Origin of the sequence: Virgibacillus siamensis (assembly GCF_039522605.1) — a bacterium.
GTDB classification, from domain to species: Bacteria; Bacillota; Bacilli; order Bacillales; family Amphibacillaceae; genus Lentibacillus; species Lentibacillus siamensis.
In genome coordinates, this window is sequence record NZ_BAAADS010000025.1 from 382298 (window position 1) to 400346 (window position 18049).

At 42.1% G+C, this 18049-nt stretch carries 16 protein-coding genes and 1 riboswitch; of the genes, 3 read left to right on the forward strand and 13 right to left on the reverse strand.

Features of this window, described 5'->3' with window-relative positions; translation table 11 throughout:
- Positions 1 to 7 precede the first annotated feature (7 nt).
- Positions 8 to 111, reverse strand: a riboswitch (TPP riboswitch).
- 147 nt (positions 112 to 258) lie between these two features.
- The 4 genes from ABD010_RS17115 to ABD010_RS17130 form a co-directional block, all read right to left on the reverse strand.
- Entirely contained in the window at positions 259 to 2043 is a 1785-nt protein-coding gene (locus ABD010_RS17115; protein WP_343815870.1) for a M3 family oligoendopeptidase, read from the reverse strand.
- Positions 2044 to 2328: 285 nt separating this feature from the next.
- A complete protein-coding gene (locus ABD010_RS17120) occupies positions 2329 to 3147 on the reverse strand; it encodes an N-acetylmuramoyl-L-alanine amidase family protein (protein ID WP_343815873.1) in 819 nt (272 codons plus the stop codon).
- A 181-nt stretch (positions 3148 to 3328) separates the two neighbouring features.
- Complete coding sequence (locus ABD010_RS17125; RefSeq protein ID WP_343815877.1) at positions 3329 to 3652, reverse strand: hypothetical protein; 324 nt, start codon at positions 3650 to 3652, stop codon at positions 3329 to 3331.
- Positions 3653 to 3654: 2 nt separating this feature from the next.
- The gene (locus tag ABD010_RS17130) at positions 3655 to 4128 is read right to left on the reverse strand and encodes a DUF6884 domain-containing protein (protein WP_343815879.1); all 474 of its coding nucleotides are present in this window, start codon (positions 4126 to 4128) and stop codon (positions 3655 to 3657) included.
- A gap of 178 nt (positions 4129 to 4306) precedes the next feature.
- Here ABD010_RS17130 and ABD010_RS17135 point away from each other — a divergent pair, with 178 nt between their 5' ends.
- Complete coding sequence (locus tag ABD010_RS17135; protein ID WP_343815882.1) at positions 4307 to 4840, forward strand: YceI family protein; 534 nt, start codon at positions 4307 to 4309, stop codon at positions 4838 to 4840.
- A gap of 121 nt (positions 4841 to 4961) precedes the next feature.
- Positions 4962 to 6908, forward strand: coding sequence for an aconitate hydratase (locus ABD010_RS17140; RefSeq protein WP_343815884.1), 1947 nt, complete (start codon positions 4962 to 4964; stop codon positions 6906 to 6908).
- A gap of 117 nt (positions 6909 to 7025) precedes the next feature.
- On the opposite strand, the gene ABD010_RS17145 is transcribed toward ABD010_RS17140, so the two are convergent.
- The 6 genes from ABD010_RS17145 to ABD010_RS17170 form a co-directional block, all read right to left on the reverse strand.
- Positions 7026 to 9050 carry an iron ABC transporter permease gene (locus ABD010_RS17145; protein ID WP_343815887.1) on the reverse strand — a complete coding sequence of 675 codons (2025 nt, stop codon included), beginning with the start codon at positions 9048 to 9050 and terminating at the stop codon, positions 7026 to 7028.
- A 4-nt stretch (positions 9051 to 9054) separates the two neighbouring features.
- Entirely contained in the window at positions 9055 to 10050 is a 996-nt protein-coding gene (locus ABD010_RS17150; RefSeq protein WP_343815890.1) for an ABC transporter substrate-binding protein, read from the reverse strand.
- A 159-nt stretch (positions 10051 to 10209) separates the two neighbouring features.
- Positions 10210 to 11325 (reverse strand): tetratricopeptide repeat protein, encoded by a 1116-nt coding sequence (locus tag ABD010_RS17155; protein WP_343815893.1) that lies wholly within the window; start codon positions 11323 to 11325, stop codon positions 10210 to 10212.
- A 105-nt stretch (positions 11326 to 11430) separates the two neighbouring features.
- Positions 11431 to 12252, reverse strand: a complete 822-nt coding sequence (locus tag ABD010_RS17160) for a VanW family protein (RefSeq protein WP_343815895.1) — start codon at positions 12250 to 12252, stop codon at positions 11431 to 11433.
- A gap of 54 nt (positions 12253 to 12306) precedes the next feature.
- Positions 12307 to 12558, reverse strand: a complete 252-nt coding sequence (locus ABD010_RS17165; RefSeq protein WP_343815898.1) for a hypothetical protein — start codon at positions 12556 to 12558, stop codon at positions 12307 to 12309.
- Positions 12559 to 12910: 352 nt separating this feature from the next.
- Positions 12911 to 14119 carry an NAD(P)/FAD-dependent oxidoreductase gene (locus ABD010_RS17170; RefSeq protein ID WP_343815901.1) on the reverse strand — a complete coding sequence of 403 codons (1209 nt, stop codon included), beginning with the start codon at positions 14117 to 14119 and terminating at the stop codon, positions 12911 to 12913.
- Between the two features lie 152 nt (positions 14120 to 14271).
- Between ABD010_RS17170 and ABD010_RS17175 the strand changes: the two genes are divergently transcribed.
- Positions 14272 to 14937, forward strand: coding sequence for a DNA-3-methyladenine glycosylase family protein (locus ABD010_RS17175; RefSeq protein ID WP_343815904.1), 666 nt, complete (start codon positions 14272 to 14274; stop codon positions 14935 to 14937).
- A gap of 158 nt (positions 14938 to 15095) precedes the next feature.
- On the opposite strand, the gene ABD010_RS17180 is transcribed toward ABD010_RS17175, so the two are convergent.
- The 3 genes from ABD010_RS17180 to ABD010_RS17190 form a co-directional block, all read right to left on the reverse strand.
- The gene (locus ABD010_RS17180; protein WP_343815907.1) at positions 15096 to 15824 is read right to left on the reverse strand and encodes an SDR family oxidoreductase; all 729 of its coding nucleotides are present in this window, start codon (positions 15822 to 15824) and stop codon (positions 15096 to 15098) included.
- A gap of 67 nt (positions 15825 to 15891) precedes the next feature.
- Positions 15892 to 16962 carry a Ger(x)C family spore germination protein gene (locus tag ABD010_RS17185; protein WP_343815910.1) on the reverse strand — a complete coding sequence of 357 codons (1071 nt, stop codon included), beginning with the start codon at positions 16960 to 16962 and terminating at the stop codon, positions 15892 to 15894.
- Complete coding sequence (locus tag ABD010_RS17190; RefSeq protein WP_343815913.1) at positions 16952 to 18040, reverse strand: GerAB/ArcD/ProY family transporter; 1089 nt, start codon at positions 18038 to 18040, stop codon at positions 16952 to 16954. Before ABD010_RS17190 ends, ABD010_RS17185 begins: the two co-directional genes overlap by 11 nt.
- Positions 18041 to 18049 lie beyond the last annotated feature (9 nt).

Here is an 18049-nt window from a genome sequence, read left to right on the forward strand (position 1 = left end):
TTAATCCATCAAAAAAAGCCACCATCCCTACGCTAGTATTAACTAACAGGTTCGAAGGGTAAGAACAATTTCTCGTTCACTCTCAGCCAATCGGCTCCCCCTGCAGGCTTCTATTAATCTGCCTTTTAGCAGTTAAGAGTATAAAACTCCCTTACTGCATAAGTGTAACGAAGGCTGTCACCAAAAGCTTGGTGACAACCAAGTTTTCTAATGTTATTTGTATTATAACCTAACTGAATGGTAATAACAAACGGATTGTTATAGTTTCAAAAATTCATTTACATCGTTCACACAGAGTGAGATCGCGCTTTCCCAGAAATCCGGCTTTGTCAAATCAACATTCAAATGCTTGGCAGCTAAATCTTCCACCGTCATACGGCCGGTATCACGAAGCAGCGCAATATAATCATCTTCAAAATTGCCCCCCAATTCCTGTGCATGTGCGTAAATGCCAAGACTGAACAAGTACCCGAACGTATACGGGAAATTATAAAATGGAACACCGGTGATATGAAAATGCAGTTTGGAAGCCCAGAAAGTCGGATCATATTCTTCCAAGGCATCTCCATACGCATCTTTCTGTGCATCAATCATTAATTCATTTAAACGCTCTACTGGAACCATTCCCTGCTTCCGTTCCTCATAAAACCTTCGTTCAAAATTAAACCTAGCCTGGATATTCATGAAAAAGGCGATACTGCGCTGAATTTTTGTCTCCAGCAATTCCTTTTTTTCCTTTGTGTTCCGTGCATTTTTAACAGATGCATCGGCAACAATCATCTCAGCAAACGTGGAAGCAGTTTCTGCCACATTCATTGCATAACTTTGATTCAATCCATGTATATCATTCATAACATGCTGATGATATGCATGGCCAAGTTCGTGTGCCAAAGTTGCGATATTGGATGATGTACCGGAATATGTCATAAAAATCCGCGTTTGTTTACTTTCCGGAAAACTCGTGCAAAACCCACCGGGGCGCTTGCCAGGGCGATCTTCCGCTTCAATCCATTGTTTTTCAAAAGCCATCTGTGCAAAATCAGCCATTTTAGGACTGAACTTACTGAACTGCTCGACAATAAAATTGGCTCCATCCGTATACGGTGTTTTTTTCACAGTTTCCGAGAGCGGAGCACCAATATCATACATACTCAGTTTGTTAAGACCAAGAAGTTCCGCCTTTTTTTCCAGAAATGCCGTGAAATGGTGCTTATTCCGGTTGATTGCACCCCACATCGCATCAAGCGTTTCCTGTTGCATACGGTTTATAGCAAGCGGCTCCTTTAGCACATGCTTCCAGTTACGATGTTTGTATGTCTGCAACCGAAATCCGGCAAGGTGATTCAATGTCTGTCCAAAAAAATCAGCATTCTCCTCCCATGCCTTGCCCAAATGTTTGAAAACATGCTTTCTGACGGAACGATCCGGATCACCCAATTTATTAGATGCCTGACCGACAGAATAATAGTTCGTTCCGCCATCTTCCTCAATTTCAACACTAATTTTTGCTGTCACTGTATCGTACATCTGGCTCCAGGCATGATATCCATCAACGGATAAATCATTAATCAGTTTTTCTTCGTCTTCCGACAACTTTTCATTTGCATTATGCCGATATTCATTTAATACAAAAGCCAAGTCTTGAATTTCCGGATCAGTTAGCAGTTCATCCCACTTTTCATCGTGAATAACTGTTAATTTCTGTTCAAAGTGTGTTTTTACAGCTTCCATTTCCGCGCGCAGTTCACTTCTTTTTCCAACCAGCAGACTTGCTTTCTTATCATGAACATCCTGTGCATTGATATAGCTGATGAATGCAAATGCTTCCCCCATTTTATTTTGTGTATCCTCAAGTAAATCAGCCATTTTCTTTATTTCTTCAGAACGATTTATCTGAACCGGATCAAATTTCTCAACCGCATTCGCAAGCGCTTGCAAATCCTTTTTGATATCACTCATATATGTATGTAATTCTGTGGAGTCACTTCCCCCTGGAAAAATCACATCAATATCCCATGCAGGGTTATACGTTATTCGCTGCATCAAATCTCCCCTTTTTTGTTTATAATTTTCTATATATTTAGTATAGCGAAAAACTTATCATTGTTCAGTAGTCATTATGACCTAATAATTTTAAGCCCGGAATAATCCAGGCTTTTGGTTGATGAATTGAAGTGCGATAACACGAAGAGGCTCATCAGCCGCCCACGGTAAAGCAGACACAGCGAAAGTGGTTTTCTTGAGCTGATGTCGCACTTATGCTGGAAGTGAAAGCGACGTGTATTTCCGCAGCGGCGGTAGAACATAATACTGTGTTCTACTACAAAATTACGACAATGCAGCGCCGGTTGATGGGTGTGCGTATATTTGTACTTTTCCGAAGTCACGTGTTTGAATGATGTAGACATGCGGCTCTGGGTTACTCAGGACTTCATACGTGAGACCGCCAAATTTTGCTGGCCGCAGGAACCCTTTCTCATTCCCTTTGACAGGCGCAACTTTCAATGGATAAACCCGCCATGATTTTGCCTTTGACGGCAGCTGGAGAAATTTTTTTCGTTCCTCTTCAGCAGTTGCTTTTCCACTTACCTTTCTATACGGATGACTGATATACAGGCAAAATGCTTTCACTATCGCTTCAGCATACTTTTTCCAGTGCTGTTTCAGTTGACGCACATCATCTGCCGTTGAATCAGCGAAACCGTATTCGATAATAACTGTTTTTACGCGTCCGGTATTACGATTCATATAATAAAAGTCCAACTGAGGATTCCCGGGCAATGCCCGTGTAAAGATTCTCCGCACATTTTGGCCGGCATTACGAAGACCATTCGCAAGCTGCTCTGGAAAATCTTTATCCCCATAAATCGAATGAATCATTTCTGTGCCGTCACCGCCACCTGCATTGATATGATTGGAAAGGCAATATTCCGCACCGCTCGCACGTACCATTCGAGTCCGGTTTGCCGGAAACAGTGTCACATCTCTTTCTCTCGTAAGTGTAACCGGTATCCCAAGTTCTTTAAATCGTTCATACTGATAAAGCGAAATGGATAAATTCAGGTTTTTTTCAGTCCAGTGACTGTTCGATCCGCCGCCAGGATCCCTTCCGCCATGTCCCGGATCAATAATAAGTATTGGTTTCATGTTACTCCTCCTTTTCATTTATAGAGGAGGAAATTGTGATTACCTGTTCATCTATAGTATCGGACGCAAGGCGTAAAAGGTGGCAAGCATCTCTAAAGTAAAAAGTCCTCCAGCAGATTTAGCTTGTCTATCTCACTAAACCGGGTATAAAAAACCCCCACAAAATTGTGAGGGATCTGGATTACTGCCGGTTGCGCTGAACCGGCAGTAATCCATTCGATATCTTATAAACAACTGCACTGAATGCTATTACACCACTGATCATCACAAAGAAGGCATAAACAACCTTAACAATGACATCAACAAACCAGCTGGACGATAAATCTGACAAGTAGTTTACACCGAAATAAAAGAGGCTTCCAAAAATAGCAATCGCCACCAAAAACGTAATCAGAACCCCCATATTCTGGAGGAAGGACAATTTCCTGAAAGTGTCCCTGTGCTTATATGTTATGTAAATCATGTAGATGAGTAAAACTGCAATAATAAATGTCATTCGATCCATATTTACGAACTCCTGTCCTTCATGTGAATTGGCTCATTTTCCTGAACCGCCTTTTTCAGTGCCTGCTGCATGTAGCCTATACCGCTGTACTGCAGTAATGGATAGATTCGTCGGTGATCACTATCAAAAACACTGTTTATAACCGGTTTGTACTTTTTGCCAGTCAGTACCACCAGCATGTCAAACTGATCAAGCTGTTTTTTTCTTACCTGCGCCCGTAAATTGTCACCGGTTATAATTTCATCACTTTTTTGATTAAATGTAACATTATATTGTCCGGGAACAATATCCTCTGGAAACAGAAATCCATGCTTGGCCGATAAAACCACCCAGGCATCGGTAAACGCCTCGGCATAGTTACGGCACAAATGGTGTAATGTACCAATGTACGCTTCTCGGGCCGTTACCGCTCCAGTATTTTCATATCTGTCCCAGATCTTTTTTCTGCCACAAGGTATGACGCTTAATTGTTTCATAACTTAAACCCTCTTTTTTATTTTAGTATAGCATGGCAGAAATGTTTATGACTATCAATAAACGGGTATAACTTATTTTGAAATCAAAATTTTTTCTTGTAATTACTTGACATTAGCAATTTATAATTATATACTTAGTTACATAAAGTAAGTATATAGTTTTTTTGGAGGGATTATCATGACAAAAACAACGTATAATGTAGACACAGTTCACAGCGAACTAGGATTTCAGGTAAAACATATGATGATTTCAAAAGCAAAAGGTGCGTTCAACGACTTTGATGCTGTTATTGAAGCTGATGTAGACAACCTGACTGATTCAAAAGTGGAGTTGACAATTGATGCAGCAAGTATTGACACGCGGAACAAAGATCGTGACGATCACTTGCGCTCAGCCGATTTCTTTGATGTGGAAAATCATCCAAAAGTCACGTTTAAAGCAACTGACGTCAAGAAAAAATCCGGAAATGATTATGAAGTGACCGGTGACCTTACAATCCGCGGCACTACCAAACCGGTTACAGCTGATGTTACATTTGAAGGCGAAAGTAAAGATCCAATGAGCGGCGATACAGTTGCCGGATTCAGCGGTTCTGCTAAATTCAACCGTAAAGATTTCGGTCTGACCTGGAATGCTGCAGTGGAAACCGGCGGCGTACTTGTCGGCGAGGAAGTAAAAGTTAATTTTGAAATTGAAGCTCATAAAGCTTAATAATTGCCTTAATGGAAGGGCGCCATTCTCTGAGTGGCGTCCTTCTTTTGTTTTACCTTCCCGCTTTTACGGGTATAGACTGATATACACATAAAATTTAGCAAAATAGGAGGCGTTTCATTTGGCTTTGAATGTCGCAAAAAAGCTGATTAAGAATCATCTTGCATCAGGGGAAATGGACCCTGGCGAGGAAATCAGTTTAAAAATTGACCAGACATTAACACAGGATGCCACGGGAACCATGGTTATGCTTGAATTGGAAGCAATGAACCTGGATCGCGCGAAAACAGAGGCATCTGCCCAGTATGTCGACCACAACCTGATTCAGGAGGATAATAAAAACCCCGATGATCACCTGTTTCTGGAGAGTGCTGCACAACGGTTTGGATTGTACTACAGCCGTCCAGGTAATGGGGTCAGTCACCCTGTTCATATGCAACGGTTGGCCATACCAGGAAAAACATTGCTCGGGTCCGACAGTCATACCTGTGCAAACGGCTGTATGGGAATGCTCGCAATGGGCGCCGGTGGAATTGACGTTGCCATGGCAATTGCGGGGGAACCATTTTACATTAAAATGCCGGAAATTTTGGGTGTGAAATTAACCGGGGAACTTCCTGACTGGGTTAGTGCCAAAGATGTTATTCTGGAAATGCTCCGCCGTCATGATGTTAAAGGCGGGGTCGGAAAAATCATTGAATACTACGGACCTGGCCTTGATCAACTGTCAGCAATGGATCGGCACGTAATTGCCAATATGGGAGCAGAACTTGGGGCAACTGCCACTGTTTTTCCATCTGACCAGGAAGTTAAGCAATTTTTACGTTCACAAAACCGGGAAAACGACTGGATTGAACTTACTGCAGATAATGGCGCAACCTATGACTTGCATGACGAGATTAATTTATCGGATCTTGAACCATTGATTGCGAAACCATCAAGTCCGGGTAATGTCGTCCCTGTCAGAGAAATTGCCGGCACTCCCATTTACCAGTCCTACATCGGCTCATCCGCCAATCCGGGCTACCGGGATTTTGCTGTTGCCGCTGAAATCGTCAAAGGACGGAAAGTAGCAAATGGTGTATCCTATGATATTAACCCTACTTCCAGACAAATGCTGACAAACCTAGTAAAAGAGATGCACATTGCCAGTCTTCTGCAAGCAGATGCCCGCCTCCATCAGGCCGGATGTAATGGCTGTATTGGGATGGGGCAGGCACCTGCGTCAGGACGAAACAGTCTGCGGACAACACCAAGAAACTTCCCCGGCAGATCCGGAACAAAAGAAGACAGTGTCTTTTTATGCAGCCCTGAAACTGCCGCAGTATCTGCACTGTTTGGCGAAGTTACCGATCCAAGAACAGCAGACTTTGCTTATCCGAAAGTGAAGGACCCGGCTGACCCGAATGTCGAGGAACAAATATTGGAAAAGCCACTTCCGCTTGACGAAGCACGGAAAGTTGAACTGACAAAAGGACCAAATATCGTATCCATTCCATCCATGGGTGATTTACCGGATTCACTGGAAATTCCGGTTATTTTAAAAGTCGGGGACAATATTTCAACGGATGAGATTTTAGCTGGCGGAGCACGGGTGCTTCCATACCGAAGCAATCTGCCGGCAATTAGTGAGTTTACCTTCGAAGGTGTCGACACCGGATATGTTCAACGCGCGAAAGACACCAAAGAAAACAGCGGCCATGCAGTTGTTGGCGGTTACAATTATGGGCAAGGTTCAAGCCGGGAACACGCCGCACTGGCACCACGATATTTGGGACTGAAAGTGGCACTTGTTAAAGACTTTGCACGCATACACTGGCAAAATCTTGTAAACTTCGGTGTGCTGCCGCTTACATTTTCCGATGAAGCGGATTATGACAAACTGGCAGACGGAGATACCCTGAAATTGGATAATGTGCACGAGCAGCTCAAAAAGGACAACAGCAAAATGAAGGTCACGCTGAAAGATAAAAATGAAACCATTACCGTTGAGCACAATCTGTCACCTCGTCAGAAAGATATTTTGCTGGAAGGCGGCTTGATCAATTGGATTAAAAATAATGAATAAAAAATTCATTGTACGCTAATGCAGTAAAAATTCTGCGCAAAAACGTGCGCTCCTGTCCCGGAGCGCACGTTTTTTAGATTGTCATGCCTATTTAGTATCAACCGTTCTACTTAACTGTTACGCTCTTTTTTTCATTAGCCAAAGGAAGTATGGTGCACCGATGATAGCAACCAGAATACCGGACGGAATCTCATTCGGAGCAAGCAAGGTTCGGCTAAGCACCTCAGCTGCAACCAGCAATGCTCCACCGACCAGAATTGTCACCGGCAGCAGACGCTGATTAGCCGGACCAACGAGAAGTCTGGCCAGATGCGGTGCAATCAGCCCAACAAAGCCAACTGCCCCTACCGCAGCTACACTGCATGCAGCAAGCAATGTCGCGAGCAGTGCCAGCTGGAACCGGGCAGGCATGACATTCAATCCCAATCCTTTTGCGGTATCATCACCAAGTGATAACGTATCAAGAACACGTATGCGCATAAGCAGGATCGGAAATAAAATGATGACCGGCCAGATCAGAAAATCAAACAACTCGGACCAGCCTCTTGCATATGTTGATCCAGATAACCATGTTAATGCTGACGCCACACCCAAATCAGCCTGTACTACCAGAATTTGAATGATTGCCGAACCGAATGCCGATACACCAATACCGAGCAGCGCCAATATGGTTGGCTGAAACTGCGCGCGAACAGCAAGAAACATCACGATCAGAAAAAATACGAACGATCCAACCATTGCCCCAAAAGGAACCCACAATGCCGATACACCGAAGACATACATGGTCAGCAACGCACCGACTCCTGCACCAGATGTAATTCCGATTACCGATGGATCAGCAAGCGGATTTCGCAGGACGCCCTGAAAAATCAGTCCACTGACGGCCAGTACCATTCCGGCAAGCAATGCAACCAGTGCACGCGGCAGTCTAAGGTCCAGTATCAGTTCACGCATGAATTCATTAGACTCACCAAAGAATGTGTTCCACAACAGAACCGGTTCGAATCCGTAATTTCCGGATGCCATGCTTATAAACAACGTTAAAAGAATAATCGCAATCAAAATCGGTATGACCAGCTTCAACGACTTTCCACCGGTCATCTTTCCAGCCATGACAGCAGTATTTTCATTCCCGTAATTCGTTTTACGCATCCGCAATACTAGATAAATGAGCCATGGAGCTCCAATTAGTGCAGTAACAGCACCGACTGGAAGTTCAGAAAACGATGGATCAATTATCCGTGCAAGTATATCCGCAAACAAGAGCACATTCCCGCCCCAAATGAATGAAGCTATCAGTAACGGAAAATGCTTTCGATATCCAATCAGCTTTATGATATGTGGAGCAACCAGTCCGATAAATCCGATTGGACCGACAACACTGACGGTTACAGAGGTGAGCAGTACTGCAGCAATGACCGTTATAAACTTAATAATATTCACATTCTGTCCCAATGCCGTCGCAACATCATCACCCAGCGTGAGTGTGTCCATCTTAACCGACATGATCAACAGAACAGCCAAGCCGGCAACAACAAATGGAATGGAAAACTTCACCCCGCTCCAGTCATTTTGTACTAAAGTACCTGATCCCCACAGAAACAGTCCAGCAGTCTCATTTTCATAAAAGATTTGCAGAAGACTGGTCAGCGATGAAAATAAAAAGGTAACAATCATACCCGCCAGAACCATGCGGACCGGCTTGGCATTTCTGCCTCCTGACAGAAGAAACACCACCAGAAATGTTGCAATTCCTCCCAAAAATGCTGCCAATATTCCATTTCCAACTAATAGTGCTGGAAAAAAGACGGTACAAAATACAACCGCAAAATAGGTTCCGGAATGAATACCAAGGGTGCTTGCTGATGACAACGGATTTTTTGTAACCGTCTGCAGTACAACCCCAGCAACAGCAAGTGCACCACCGGCAATAATGCCCATCATAGCACGTGGCAGCCTTAGCATGCGTATTGTATGATGCTGCAGGTTGTTTTCAGGGGCAAAAATCGCGTCCATTACCGTACCAGCAGGAATTGATACACTTCCCTGATTGATATGTATAAATGTTAATATGCACAAAAGCGCGGTTCCTCCACCAAAGGTAAGAACCGCTGCCATTGTTTTACGAATTGCGTAGCTCATCCAATCACTCTTTTACCATGGCATCAGCTAACTGTTCAGCTAAAACTTTTGCCGATAAAACGCCGCCAAATGTCCATGTATCACCAGGTAATTTATGCGTATTACCATTTTTTACAAAGCTGAGATTCTCCCATACCGGGTTACCTTTCAGCTGATTTTCAAAAATATTGTCATCGTTTTGCACAATATACAAAAATTGCAGCTTCTGATCCTGGAACGTTTGCAAGGCTTCCACCCCAGCCTGAGTGTAACCATATTGTTCGGTCTTATCCGTTTCATAGGCATTTTCAAAACCAAGTCTGCTCATAACTTGTGAAACCATTGAATTATCGGTGAAAATCCGGATGGTTGGTGTATTTTGAGCAGTAAACGCCTGTGTTGCCACATATTTTTCACCTTTAAGACCTGCATCGGCGACACGCTGCTTCTGTTTATCAAAAAATGCATTCATATCCGCAATCGATTGCTCCGCTTTATCTTGTCTGTCAACAATTTTGGCAAGTGTTTTGTATTCGTCGATCATGTTTTGCAGTTGGTTTTTGGATGCCTCCTCGCTATATGGTGCAAATGTAACAACCGGGGCAATTTTCTTTAATTTATCCAAATACTGTTCATGCCGGAATTTAACCGCGATAATCAAATCCGGATTCAGCCGAGAAATTTCTTCCAAGCTCGGCTCCTGGCGTGTTCCAACATCTTTGACACTCTCGTCGAATTCCTTATCAATGTTAACCCATTGATGGAATCCATCGAGATCGGCAACACCCGCCGGCTGAATTCCCAATGCAAGCAGATTTTCAGCATAAGTCCACTCCAGGGCTACAATATTTTCCGGCGTTCTTTCAATTGTCTGTTTTCCCATTGCATCTTCAATGGTAATCTTACGTGCCTCTTCGTTCGAATTGTTATCATTGCCCGCTTGTTCTTCTTTACCTTCACCGCCACACGCGGCCAATAAGAATATCGAAAAAATAAATGCAAAAACAACCAGTTTCTTCATAAGCCCCACTCCTATTCAAATAGTTTGCCAAAATCAATCGCGAATGCCATGCGTATCAACTATATCTCATTATGTATTTCTGCATGACACTCGCTTAATTGATAAAGATTCTCAATCTCAATTACATACTACTGGCAAATCATCACACTGTCAAGTTCATCAGGAAGAATAGGAGTTACTCATTTTCACAAATTTATCCTCATAATAGCGTTTTTTCTTATCGTAATGATGTGCATTGAAAAAAGCAATTACATCTGCGAGTGCATTTTCCAGAAGCTGCCGGTCCTGTGCTTTTTCCAAACGATCAATAGCTTTTTCATAGTTGTCCGCAGCCTGTCTGATATTTTCGTCTTCCTTATGCTCAAGACAATACGCATATTGCATATAGATCATACCTATCTGACGGTGGGAAACATAATCAAGCTTACGGTACATTTGGATGGCCTGCTTGTAGTACGGTACAGCCTCAGCCAATTCAGACTCATTAAAATAATAAAAGGCCATTTCAGTCAGTGCCTCGGCATGTGCGAGTGAATTCTCCAGCTTAGACCCCGGAAGCAGTTCCAGTGCCTCTTCCAAATATGGCAGTACTTTTTCAGATTTATTCATGCTTCCGTATGTTTTGGCGATGCTGACAAGGCTTCTGATTTTCATTTCCGGCTCATTATCACCGGCCATATCAATCACCTTATTTAAATATTCGACTGACTCATCTTCCTTGTTTTGCGTGGAATATAGCATGCCAATTTTAAAATGCAGATACAGAATCATGTGGTGGGCCCGCTCATCCGCATCCTCAAAATAGGTAAGCCCTTGTTTAAAATATTTAATCGCACGTGTCATTTTGTCCAGTTTTTCCTCCGTTTCACCAAGAATAAGATAACAACGGGCGACACGGATACGATCAATATCTTTTTCGTCCACTTGTTTCACAGCAGCACTCATAATCCGGCGGGCCAGCTTATAGTCACATATATACGCCAGTTCCCCGATCTGCATCAGCATGTCCAGGTCGGGATTGTCATTAAATAGACGCCGCAAAATTTCCGATGCCTGTTTCGATTCGCCAATTTGCGCATGACAGATTGCTTCAATCAGTTTCAGGTTATCAGTTAGCTTTTCATCCACTTCGTCCATTTCATATATTCCGTATAACTTAGTCAATACGTTGGGATAATGATTCTCCTTCAATTCATCCAGCAGCTCAACCATTCGCCCCCTCAGTTCATCTGATACATCGTCCGTAACAAGTTCTTCCAAATTTAAAATGTCCATTAGTCAATCCCCTCCACTCTAAATTTTAACCAAATGTTATGCTAAAATAAAGCAAATCCTTGGGGATATCTTGATTAGTTAGTAATGGCATTTATTCAGACTAACTCATAACGCATCGGAGGAGTAAATACTGACATGCATCTTTCCATCCTTTGCAAATGCCCTGATTAACAGTGGGCGTTTATAATTATTTTTAAACTCAAAATCCGGTCCATACCAGCTCACAGTAGCATCACGTCCGGGTGGTACATATGGCACACGACGGCTGTGAGAATACCGTTCTGTTATCTGAATCCCTTCTAGATCCACGGCGTTGTAAAGTGTTGACGAGACCTGACAGATTCCGCCGCCAATATCTTCAGAAAGTTCCCCCTTGACAATCACCGGTGCACGTTTGTATCCTTTTTTCTCCGTCCGCTTACCAACCACATTGTTAAAAGAAAATGATTCGCCGGGAAAAACGACATGATTATTAATCGCTTCAGCAGCAAGGTCAATGTTATGGGATCGTTCTTTGTTGGAAGGTTTAAAATACGTGACATAATCACCTATTTTCTGCTCCCTGATTTCCGCAATCAGCTCACTGTCAACCCTGGGGTACACTTTCTCAACAGGTAACTCGGTTGTTAACTTTTTTCCGGTATAAAAATATTCCTGAAAAAGCTGACGAAACTTATACCGATCCAGACGCTGACCGGGTTTTTCCGGGATAATTTCACCAGCATCATTGAGCTTGGCATTGGTAGGGTCCTTGCGCACTTTTTCCTCCAACACGTCCATTTCGACTTCCAGCTTGGCATCATTAATAAATGCCTCATCCAAATAGCTCAATTTAAAATCTTTCCTGTCCAATTCATCAACCGCATCCCCATCACTATTAACCAAAGTCATGGATGCAAAAACAAAAGACAGGATAATGGTCTTCATAACAACCACCTCCTGTCTGTAGTATTCGAAACTTACCGGAAAACATGTGAATCACTAAAAAATATAAAAGGCAAAAACAACCAGCGACAAAACAATCGTTACCGAATAGATGGCAACCTGGATCGGCAAATTCGATTTAAGGGAAACCGTCTCATACTCATGTGAACGCCTTAATTGGTCCTCGACAGTATCTCCTTCTTCCTCATACCGTTTCATTTTGTTTTCTTCCTGTTTAAAAGCAAAAAGCGTTCCGATTAAGGCAGCAGCAAATAAAAAAACGAGCAATATGATTAATCCCATACTCATAGAAAGCCCTCCTTTATTAGCTTCATCGTAACGCATATCTACCGTGGATTCAGTGATAATAATCACATTGAGTGCACTTATGCTGGAAGTGAAAGCGACGTGTATTTCCGCAGCGGTGGTAGAACATCATACTGTGTCGCAGTTTACTTCAACTACATGGTTGAACACAAAAGTTATAAAAAAATAGAAAAGCCACCCTGCCGATTAAAGCGGGATGGCTGATTATTTTTCAACGGAAATCTCTTGTTTCCTCAAGACATGTTGTTGCTGCTCTATACCCTACAAATGATGCAATTGTAAGCAAGAACACCAGTAATATTCCATTTTTCATAAGAATGTCCCTCCTCATTAATTAAAGCAAGCGCATTTTCCCTTTTTTAAGGACAAGTTTAGGTCCTCCAAGCAAGAACAGTGAACGGTTATCGATAACTTTTTTCATGGCAGAGGCCTGTTTTCCGTACAGCAGGTGGTCATCAAATACCGTACCCATTGCATCTTTAGACCCAAGGGAAGCAACCGTACCTTTATTATCAAACACAAACTCTTCCAGCGGTCCATTTTGAAGCAATGCTTTCAGATTCGATGAACATGTATCAGCATGCTGGATTGCAGCTTGTGCTGTAGGCGGGAATGGACGTCCTTCTTCTTTGTTCATGACCCATGCGCAATCACCGATAATAAAGATATTTTCTTCATCAGGTGCACGTAAGTCTGAATCAACGGTTACTTTACCTTTCGTTATTTCAAATCCGGACTTGCTCAGCACAGAACTTCCTGTTACACCGCCTGTCCAAACAATCGTACCTGCTTTGATTTCCTCACCTTCGTCACCGATGACAAAGCTGCTTTTTTTACATTCAGAGATTTTCGCACCTTCTCTTATTTCGACGCCCCGATCCTGCAATGATTTTTTCGCATACGCCACTAAATCTTCATTGAAGCCAGGCAGAATCCGCGGAGCTGCTTCGACGTTGATAATACGTGCTTTACTCCGGTCAATATCGTACTTTTTGCAAAGCTCAGGAACTTTTTCAGCAAGTTCACCGACAAATTCAATACCGGTAAATCCGCCGCCGCCAACGAGAATTGTCAGGTCATCATCATTTTTCTTGGCAGCAGTGCTGTATTTGGCAAACTGATATTCAATGTGTTCACGAATCATACGGCTTGCATTGATATCTGTAATGGAAAATGCATTTTTCTCCATTCCTTTAATACCAAATGTATTGGTTTCAAACCCGAGTGAAATTACAAGATAATCATATGTAATGTCACTATTTTTCAAAACAACACGATTCTCTTCTTTTTTCACTTCTACAACCTCATCATAAATGAGACTGACGCGATTAGGATTGATAACATCACTAATCATTGTACGAGCCTGATTCTGATTGCGTGTACCAGCGGCAACCTCATGAAGCCATGTTGTTTCATAGTGATAGTTATGCTTGTTTACCAGCACAATTTCCGCTTCTTCCGGTCCGAGTTTCTGTGTCAGACGTCTTGTTGTCATTAATCCAGCGTAACCAGCGCCCAATACGACTATTTTTGGTTTAGCCATAAAACATCCACCTTCCTCAAATGCAATTATTCATTTATAATGCAAGTAATCTATATCATCACTATAATATCAAAGTTTGTTGTAATAGGCTAACATTCTTCATCATACGACTTATTTTTTGAAAATACATAAAATCATACAAGAGGTGGATTATGCATACATTAATCGTCAAACAAAATGATCATAATACGGTGGAATTGTGCAAAGCGGATAAACAAATGGAAAAATTGATAAAGACAATTGGAGATGTCGAAGCTGATATGCGGCCAGACCTTTTCAAATCACTTGTCCGATCCATGATTGGTCAGCAAATATCAGTATCTGCCGCACAGGCAATTTTTACAAGGCTCCAAACATTACTGAACAACACCATTACAGAAGATTCCATCCTAAACAAAGCTGATGAAAATCTTCGTGAAATTGGATTGTCAGCCCGCAAAGTTACTTATTTACGTGACCTGGCTGCAAAAGTAAAACAAAATGAAGTGAATCTTGACACATTGCATGAGCTCAACAATAATGCGGTTATCAAGCAACTGACAAGTATTAAGGGGATTGGTAAATGGACCGCCGAAATGTTTCTGATTTTTTCATTAGGGCGGATGGATGTGCTCGCGGTTGATGATATCGGTATTCAACGTGGGGCAAAATGGCTGTATGGCGTTGACAAATCTGAACGCCGCGACCTTTTAATTGAAAAAGAACGTCAATGGAGTCCATATCTCACCACTGCTTCCCTATATTTATGGGAGGTCGTGCATTTGGATTTTGAAAAGAAATATGCCAATGTTGACGAGGTGCTGAAGAAAGAATGTTAGAAAACTTCGGCATTCGCCTCGTCTTAAAGCGATTGCCGAAGTTTTTCTTATAAGGTCAACCATAATTTATACTTTCTGACGTTATTAGAAAACTTGGTTGTCACCAAGCCTTTAGGCGACAACCTCAGTTGCACTTATTGTTGCATTGAAATATAAGCTCACACCGGCCGTACGGTTATCTCATTGACATTCACGTAGTCAGGCTGTGTCACAGCATAAACAACCGAACGGGCAATGTCGTCCGACTTAAGCTTTCTGTTGCTTTCCTTTATCTTACTGATTATCTCTTCATCAGTACCCCGTGAGGCAAGATCTGTATCAACCGCTCCAGGTGAAATATTTGTTACCCTGACGCCAGTTCTGGCCAGTTCCTTTTCCAGCCCCATCGACAATGCGCGTACAGCAAATTTTGTCGCACTGTAAACCGAATTGACCTTGGAAACCTCATGTCCGGCAACCGATGAAACATTGACCAGGTGTCCGTTTTTCCGCTCCAGCATTTTCGGCAGAACGGAATTAATGCCATACAATACCCCTTTGATATTTACATCAATCATCTGATCCCATTCATCCACATGCCCTTTTTGAACCTTTGACAAAAGCATCAGACCAGCGTTATTTACATAAATATCCACCTTGCCAAAGGTATTAACCGCCTTTTCAGCAAGCAGGTCCACTTCATCTTTATTTGTTACATCCGTTTCAACTGCTATTGCATCGCCGGATTCATTTTCATTAATTGATTGCACCAGCTCATTAAGCATATTCTTACGACGGGCAGCAAGTACAACGTTTGCACCCTCTGCTGCCAGATGGGTTGCGATTTCTGCCCCAATACCGCTGCTCGCTCCGGTAACTACTGCCGTCTTGCCCGATAATTTTGCCATCAATCATTAACCTCCTCTTGTGCCGTCAGTTTATCAAATTACTGCCTTTTAACAAAACGAACCGATCTTATCTGCGTGTTCCGAATTCCGAGAGGGTAAATTCCGTGTCCACATCAATTTCCATCCTAGGATACGTCTCTTCAAATCTTTTTTTATTATACCCCCTGTATCTGCTTTTTACGATCTCTTCAACGCCAAGGGGATCCACTTCCATCTCCTGCAGCTTTTTAATTAATTGCACAGATTTGCGACTGATCTCCTTTTGAAACCTATTTTTAATCTCTTTTTTCTTTTTCAGGCCGCCTTTCCCGGTAAATTCCCTTACGACAGCGTCAATCTTCAATGTGAAGTTCACTTTCAATTTACCGTTCTTTTTCATAACCTCCACTTCCCTGGTGGAATCGACATTCTGAATAGCAGCATTATAATTTTTTGTTTCTAAAAAATATGTTCCATCCCGCAGGGTTTCATGAAGCATTTTAAACAACATAACTTGGTCCGGCGGAAGTTTATCTACGTACTGATCGCTGTTAAAAAGTGCCAGACCGGTTATTTTCGGCACTCCATTTTTCAGTTTTATTATCGGTAAATAAGGGTCTATGATTTTACTGGCGACTTCTGAACTAAATTGTTTTAAATTTACAATTGGCATATTGCCGTTTTCAATATTATGTTCAATTAAATCAGACAAAAAAACCCCTGCACCCTTCTTTGCTTTAATGGATGTCAGCATCTCATGGGTGGACCCTTCCACAATCGCCAAATTCAATTGCGTTCCAATGCTCGGATCTCTTATCAGATAATCGATGTACTTACTTAATCCTTTTTGGGCGAGTTCCCTATTAAACAGCACCACTTCCAATTTCCCATTCAATAGTGATTCTGATGCCTGGCGATTTAACTTATTCCTGTTCTCATAAATCATGGAAGCTGTATCCGTATATATTAAATCAACCAATTGTCCCTCCTCTAAATAGGTGGGAGCAACAACCGTCCCACGAATTGAATCCTCATCCACATAATCATACCCGGCGACGGTCACCATTAATATTTGATCAATCACCTGTTTTGGCATTTTGAAATTAATAAACAGGCTGACTGCTACAAACAACAAAATAACAGCATATTTACGACGCATGTTTTTTCACCCTTCTGCGAATCCAATGCAGCAGAAACAGAATTGGTATATAGATAAACAGAAAATAACTGCCTACTTTCCCCGTTAGATCATTTAATACCCCAATCTCAGCCCGGTCATCAAAAAAAAGGCAGGAAATAAAAATAATCGCAAGTAAAACATAGCTGATTTTTCGCTGAGAAATTTGAAACTGTCTGGACAGGGTTCGACCGCATGCCCATGTATATAACGCAATATTGGGCAGGATGGAAAAGAACAGTGTGGCAATGCCGAAGTATTCAAACCGGGCCAAAATAGGCAACTCTATAATTTTCCATAAACCTAACGTTGCCCAGATAATTTCTTTCAGTTCGGCTTGATTATAATAAACGAATGATATGAAACAGACGAATGTATAAAAAAGCGTTGTATACAGATTGCCATAGTGGGCAAATTTTTGTGAATGCTGTGCCTTTTGGATAAATGGATAGAAGACCAATAATGTGACAAAGCCCATAAAATTTAAAATTGCCAGCGAACTGGACTGGATAATTTCAATAATCGAATGATCAAAAAACGGCATAATGTTGGACATACGGGCATACTGCAACGGGAAAAAGAATGACAAGATCAATAAAGAAGGATAAACAACTCCGAAAAAACTAACCCCGACAACAATTCTGAATTCACCGCCAATAATGTAAAATACCAACGGGAGAATAAACAATAACACAGCCCAAAGACTCATATGCGGGAACATCCATACCTGGATAATTTCCAGATATGTGCGCATAACAACAACTGCCATTGTTAATAAATAAACGGCGAAAAGAGTAGTACAAACTGTCCCGATCCACTTGCCCAGTGCAAATGAATGAATGGAAACGATGTCCCCTTGCTCGTCATGATTCAACATGGCATACATGATCATTATTATAAAACTGATACCGGCACCCGCTATGGGCAGAGACATCCAGGCATCGTGACCAGCATACTTAATGATATAGCTTTGAAAACCCAGCACCCCTACCCCAACCTGTGAAGCAGTAATCAGTATGAACACCATTAGTGATGAAACACTGTCTTTGGCTCCTATCATAACTTATCC

Excerpts from the sequence above, each read along its gene's own strand:
- ABD010_RS17180 (WP_343815907.1), bottom strand. The coding sequence starts at position 15,824 with ATGGCAAAATTATCGGGCAAGACGGCAGTAGTTACCGGAGCGAGCAGC.
- ABD010_RS17170 (WP_343815901.1), bottom strand. The coding sequence starts at position 14,119 with ATGGCTAAACCAAAAATAGTCGTATTGGGCGCTGGTTACGCTGGATTA.
- ABD010_RS17125 (WP_343815877.1), bottom strand. The coding sequence starts at position 3,652 with ATGGATCGAATGACATTTATTATTGCAGTTTTACTCATCTACATGATT.
- ABD010_RS17130 (WP_343815879.1), bottom strand. The coding sequence starts at position 4,128 with ATGAAACAATTAAGCGTCATACCTTGTGGCAGAAAAAAGATCTGGGAC.
- ABD010_RS17150 (WP_343815890.1), bottom strand. The coding sequence starts at position 10,050 with ATGAAGAAACTGGTTGTTTTTGCATTTATTTTTTCGATATTCTTATTG.
- ABD010_RS17175 (WP_343815904.1), top strand. The coding sequence starts at position 14,272 with ATGCATACATTAATCGTCAAACAAAATGATCATAATACGGTGGAATTG.
- ABD010_RS17145 (WP_343815887.1), bottom strand. The coding sequence starts at position 9,050 with ATGAGCTACGCAATTCGTAAAACAATGGCAGCGGTTCTTACCTTTGGT.
- ABD010_RS17190 (WP_343815913.1), bottom strand. The coding sequence starts at position 18,040 with ATGATAGGAGCCAAAGACAGTGTTTCATCACTAATGGTGTTCATACTG.
- ABD010_RS17115 (WP_343815870.1), bottom strand. The coding sequence starts at position 2,043 with ATGCAGCGAATAACGTATAACCCTGCATGGGATATTGATGTGATTTTT.
- ABD010_RS17135 (WP_343815882.1), top strand. The coding sequence starts at position 4,307 with ATGACAAAAACAACGTATAATGTAGACACAGTTCACAGCGAACTAGGA.
- ABD010_RS17120 (WP_343815873.1), bottom strand. The coding sequence starts at position 3,147 with ATGAAACCAATACTTATTATTGATCCGGGACATGGCGGAAGGGATCCT.
- ABD010_RS17185 (WP_343815910.1), bottom strand. The coding sequence starts at position 16,962 with ATGCGTCGTAAATATGCTGTTATTTTGTTGTTTGTAGCAGTCAGCCTG.
- ABD010_RS17165 (WP_343815898.1), bottom strand. The coding sequence starts at position 12,558 with ATGAGTATGGGATTAATCATATTGCTCGTTTTTTTATTTGCTGCTGCC.
- ABD010_RS17160 (WP_343815895.1), bottom strand. The coding sequence starts at position 12,252 with ATGAAGACCATTATCCTGTCTTTTGTTTTTGCATCCATGACTTTGGTT.
- ABD010_RS17155 (WP_343815893.1), bottom strand. The coding sequence starts at position 11,325 with ATGGACATTTTAAATTTGGAAGAACTTGTTACGGACGATGTATCAGAT.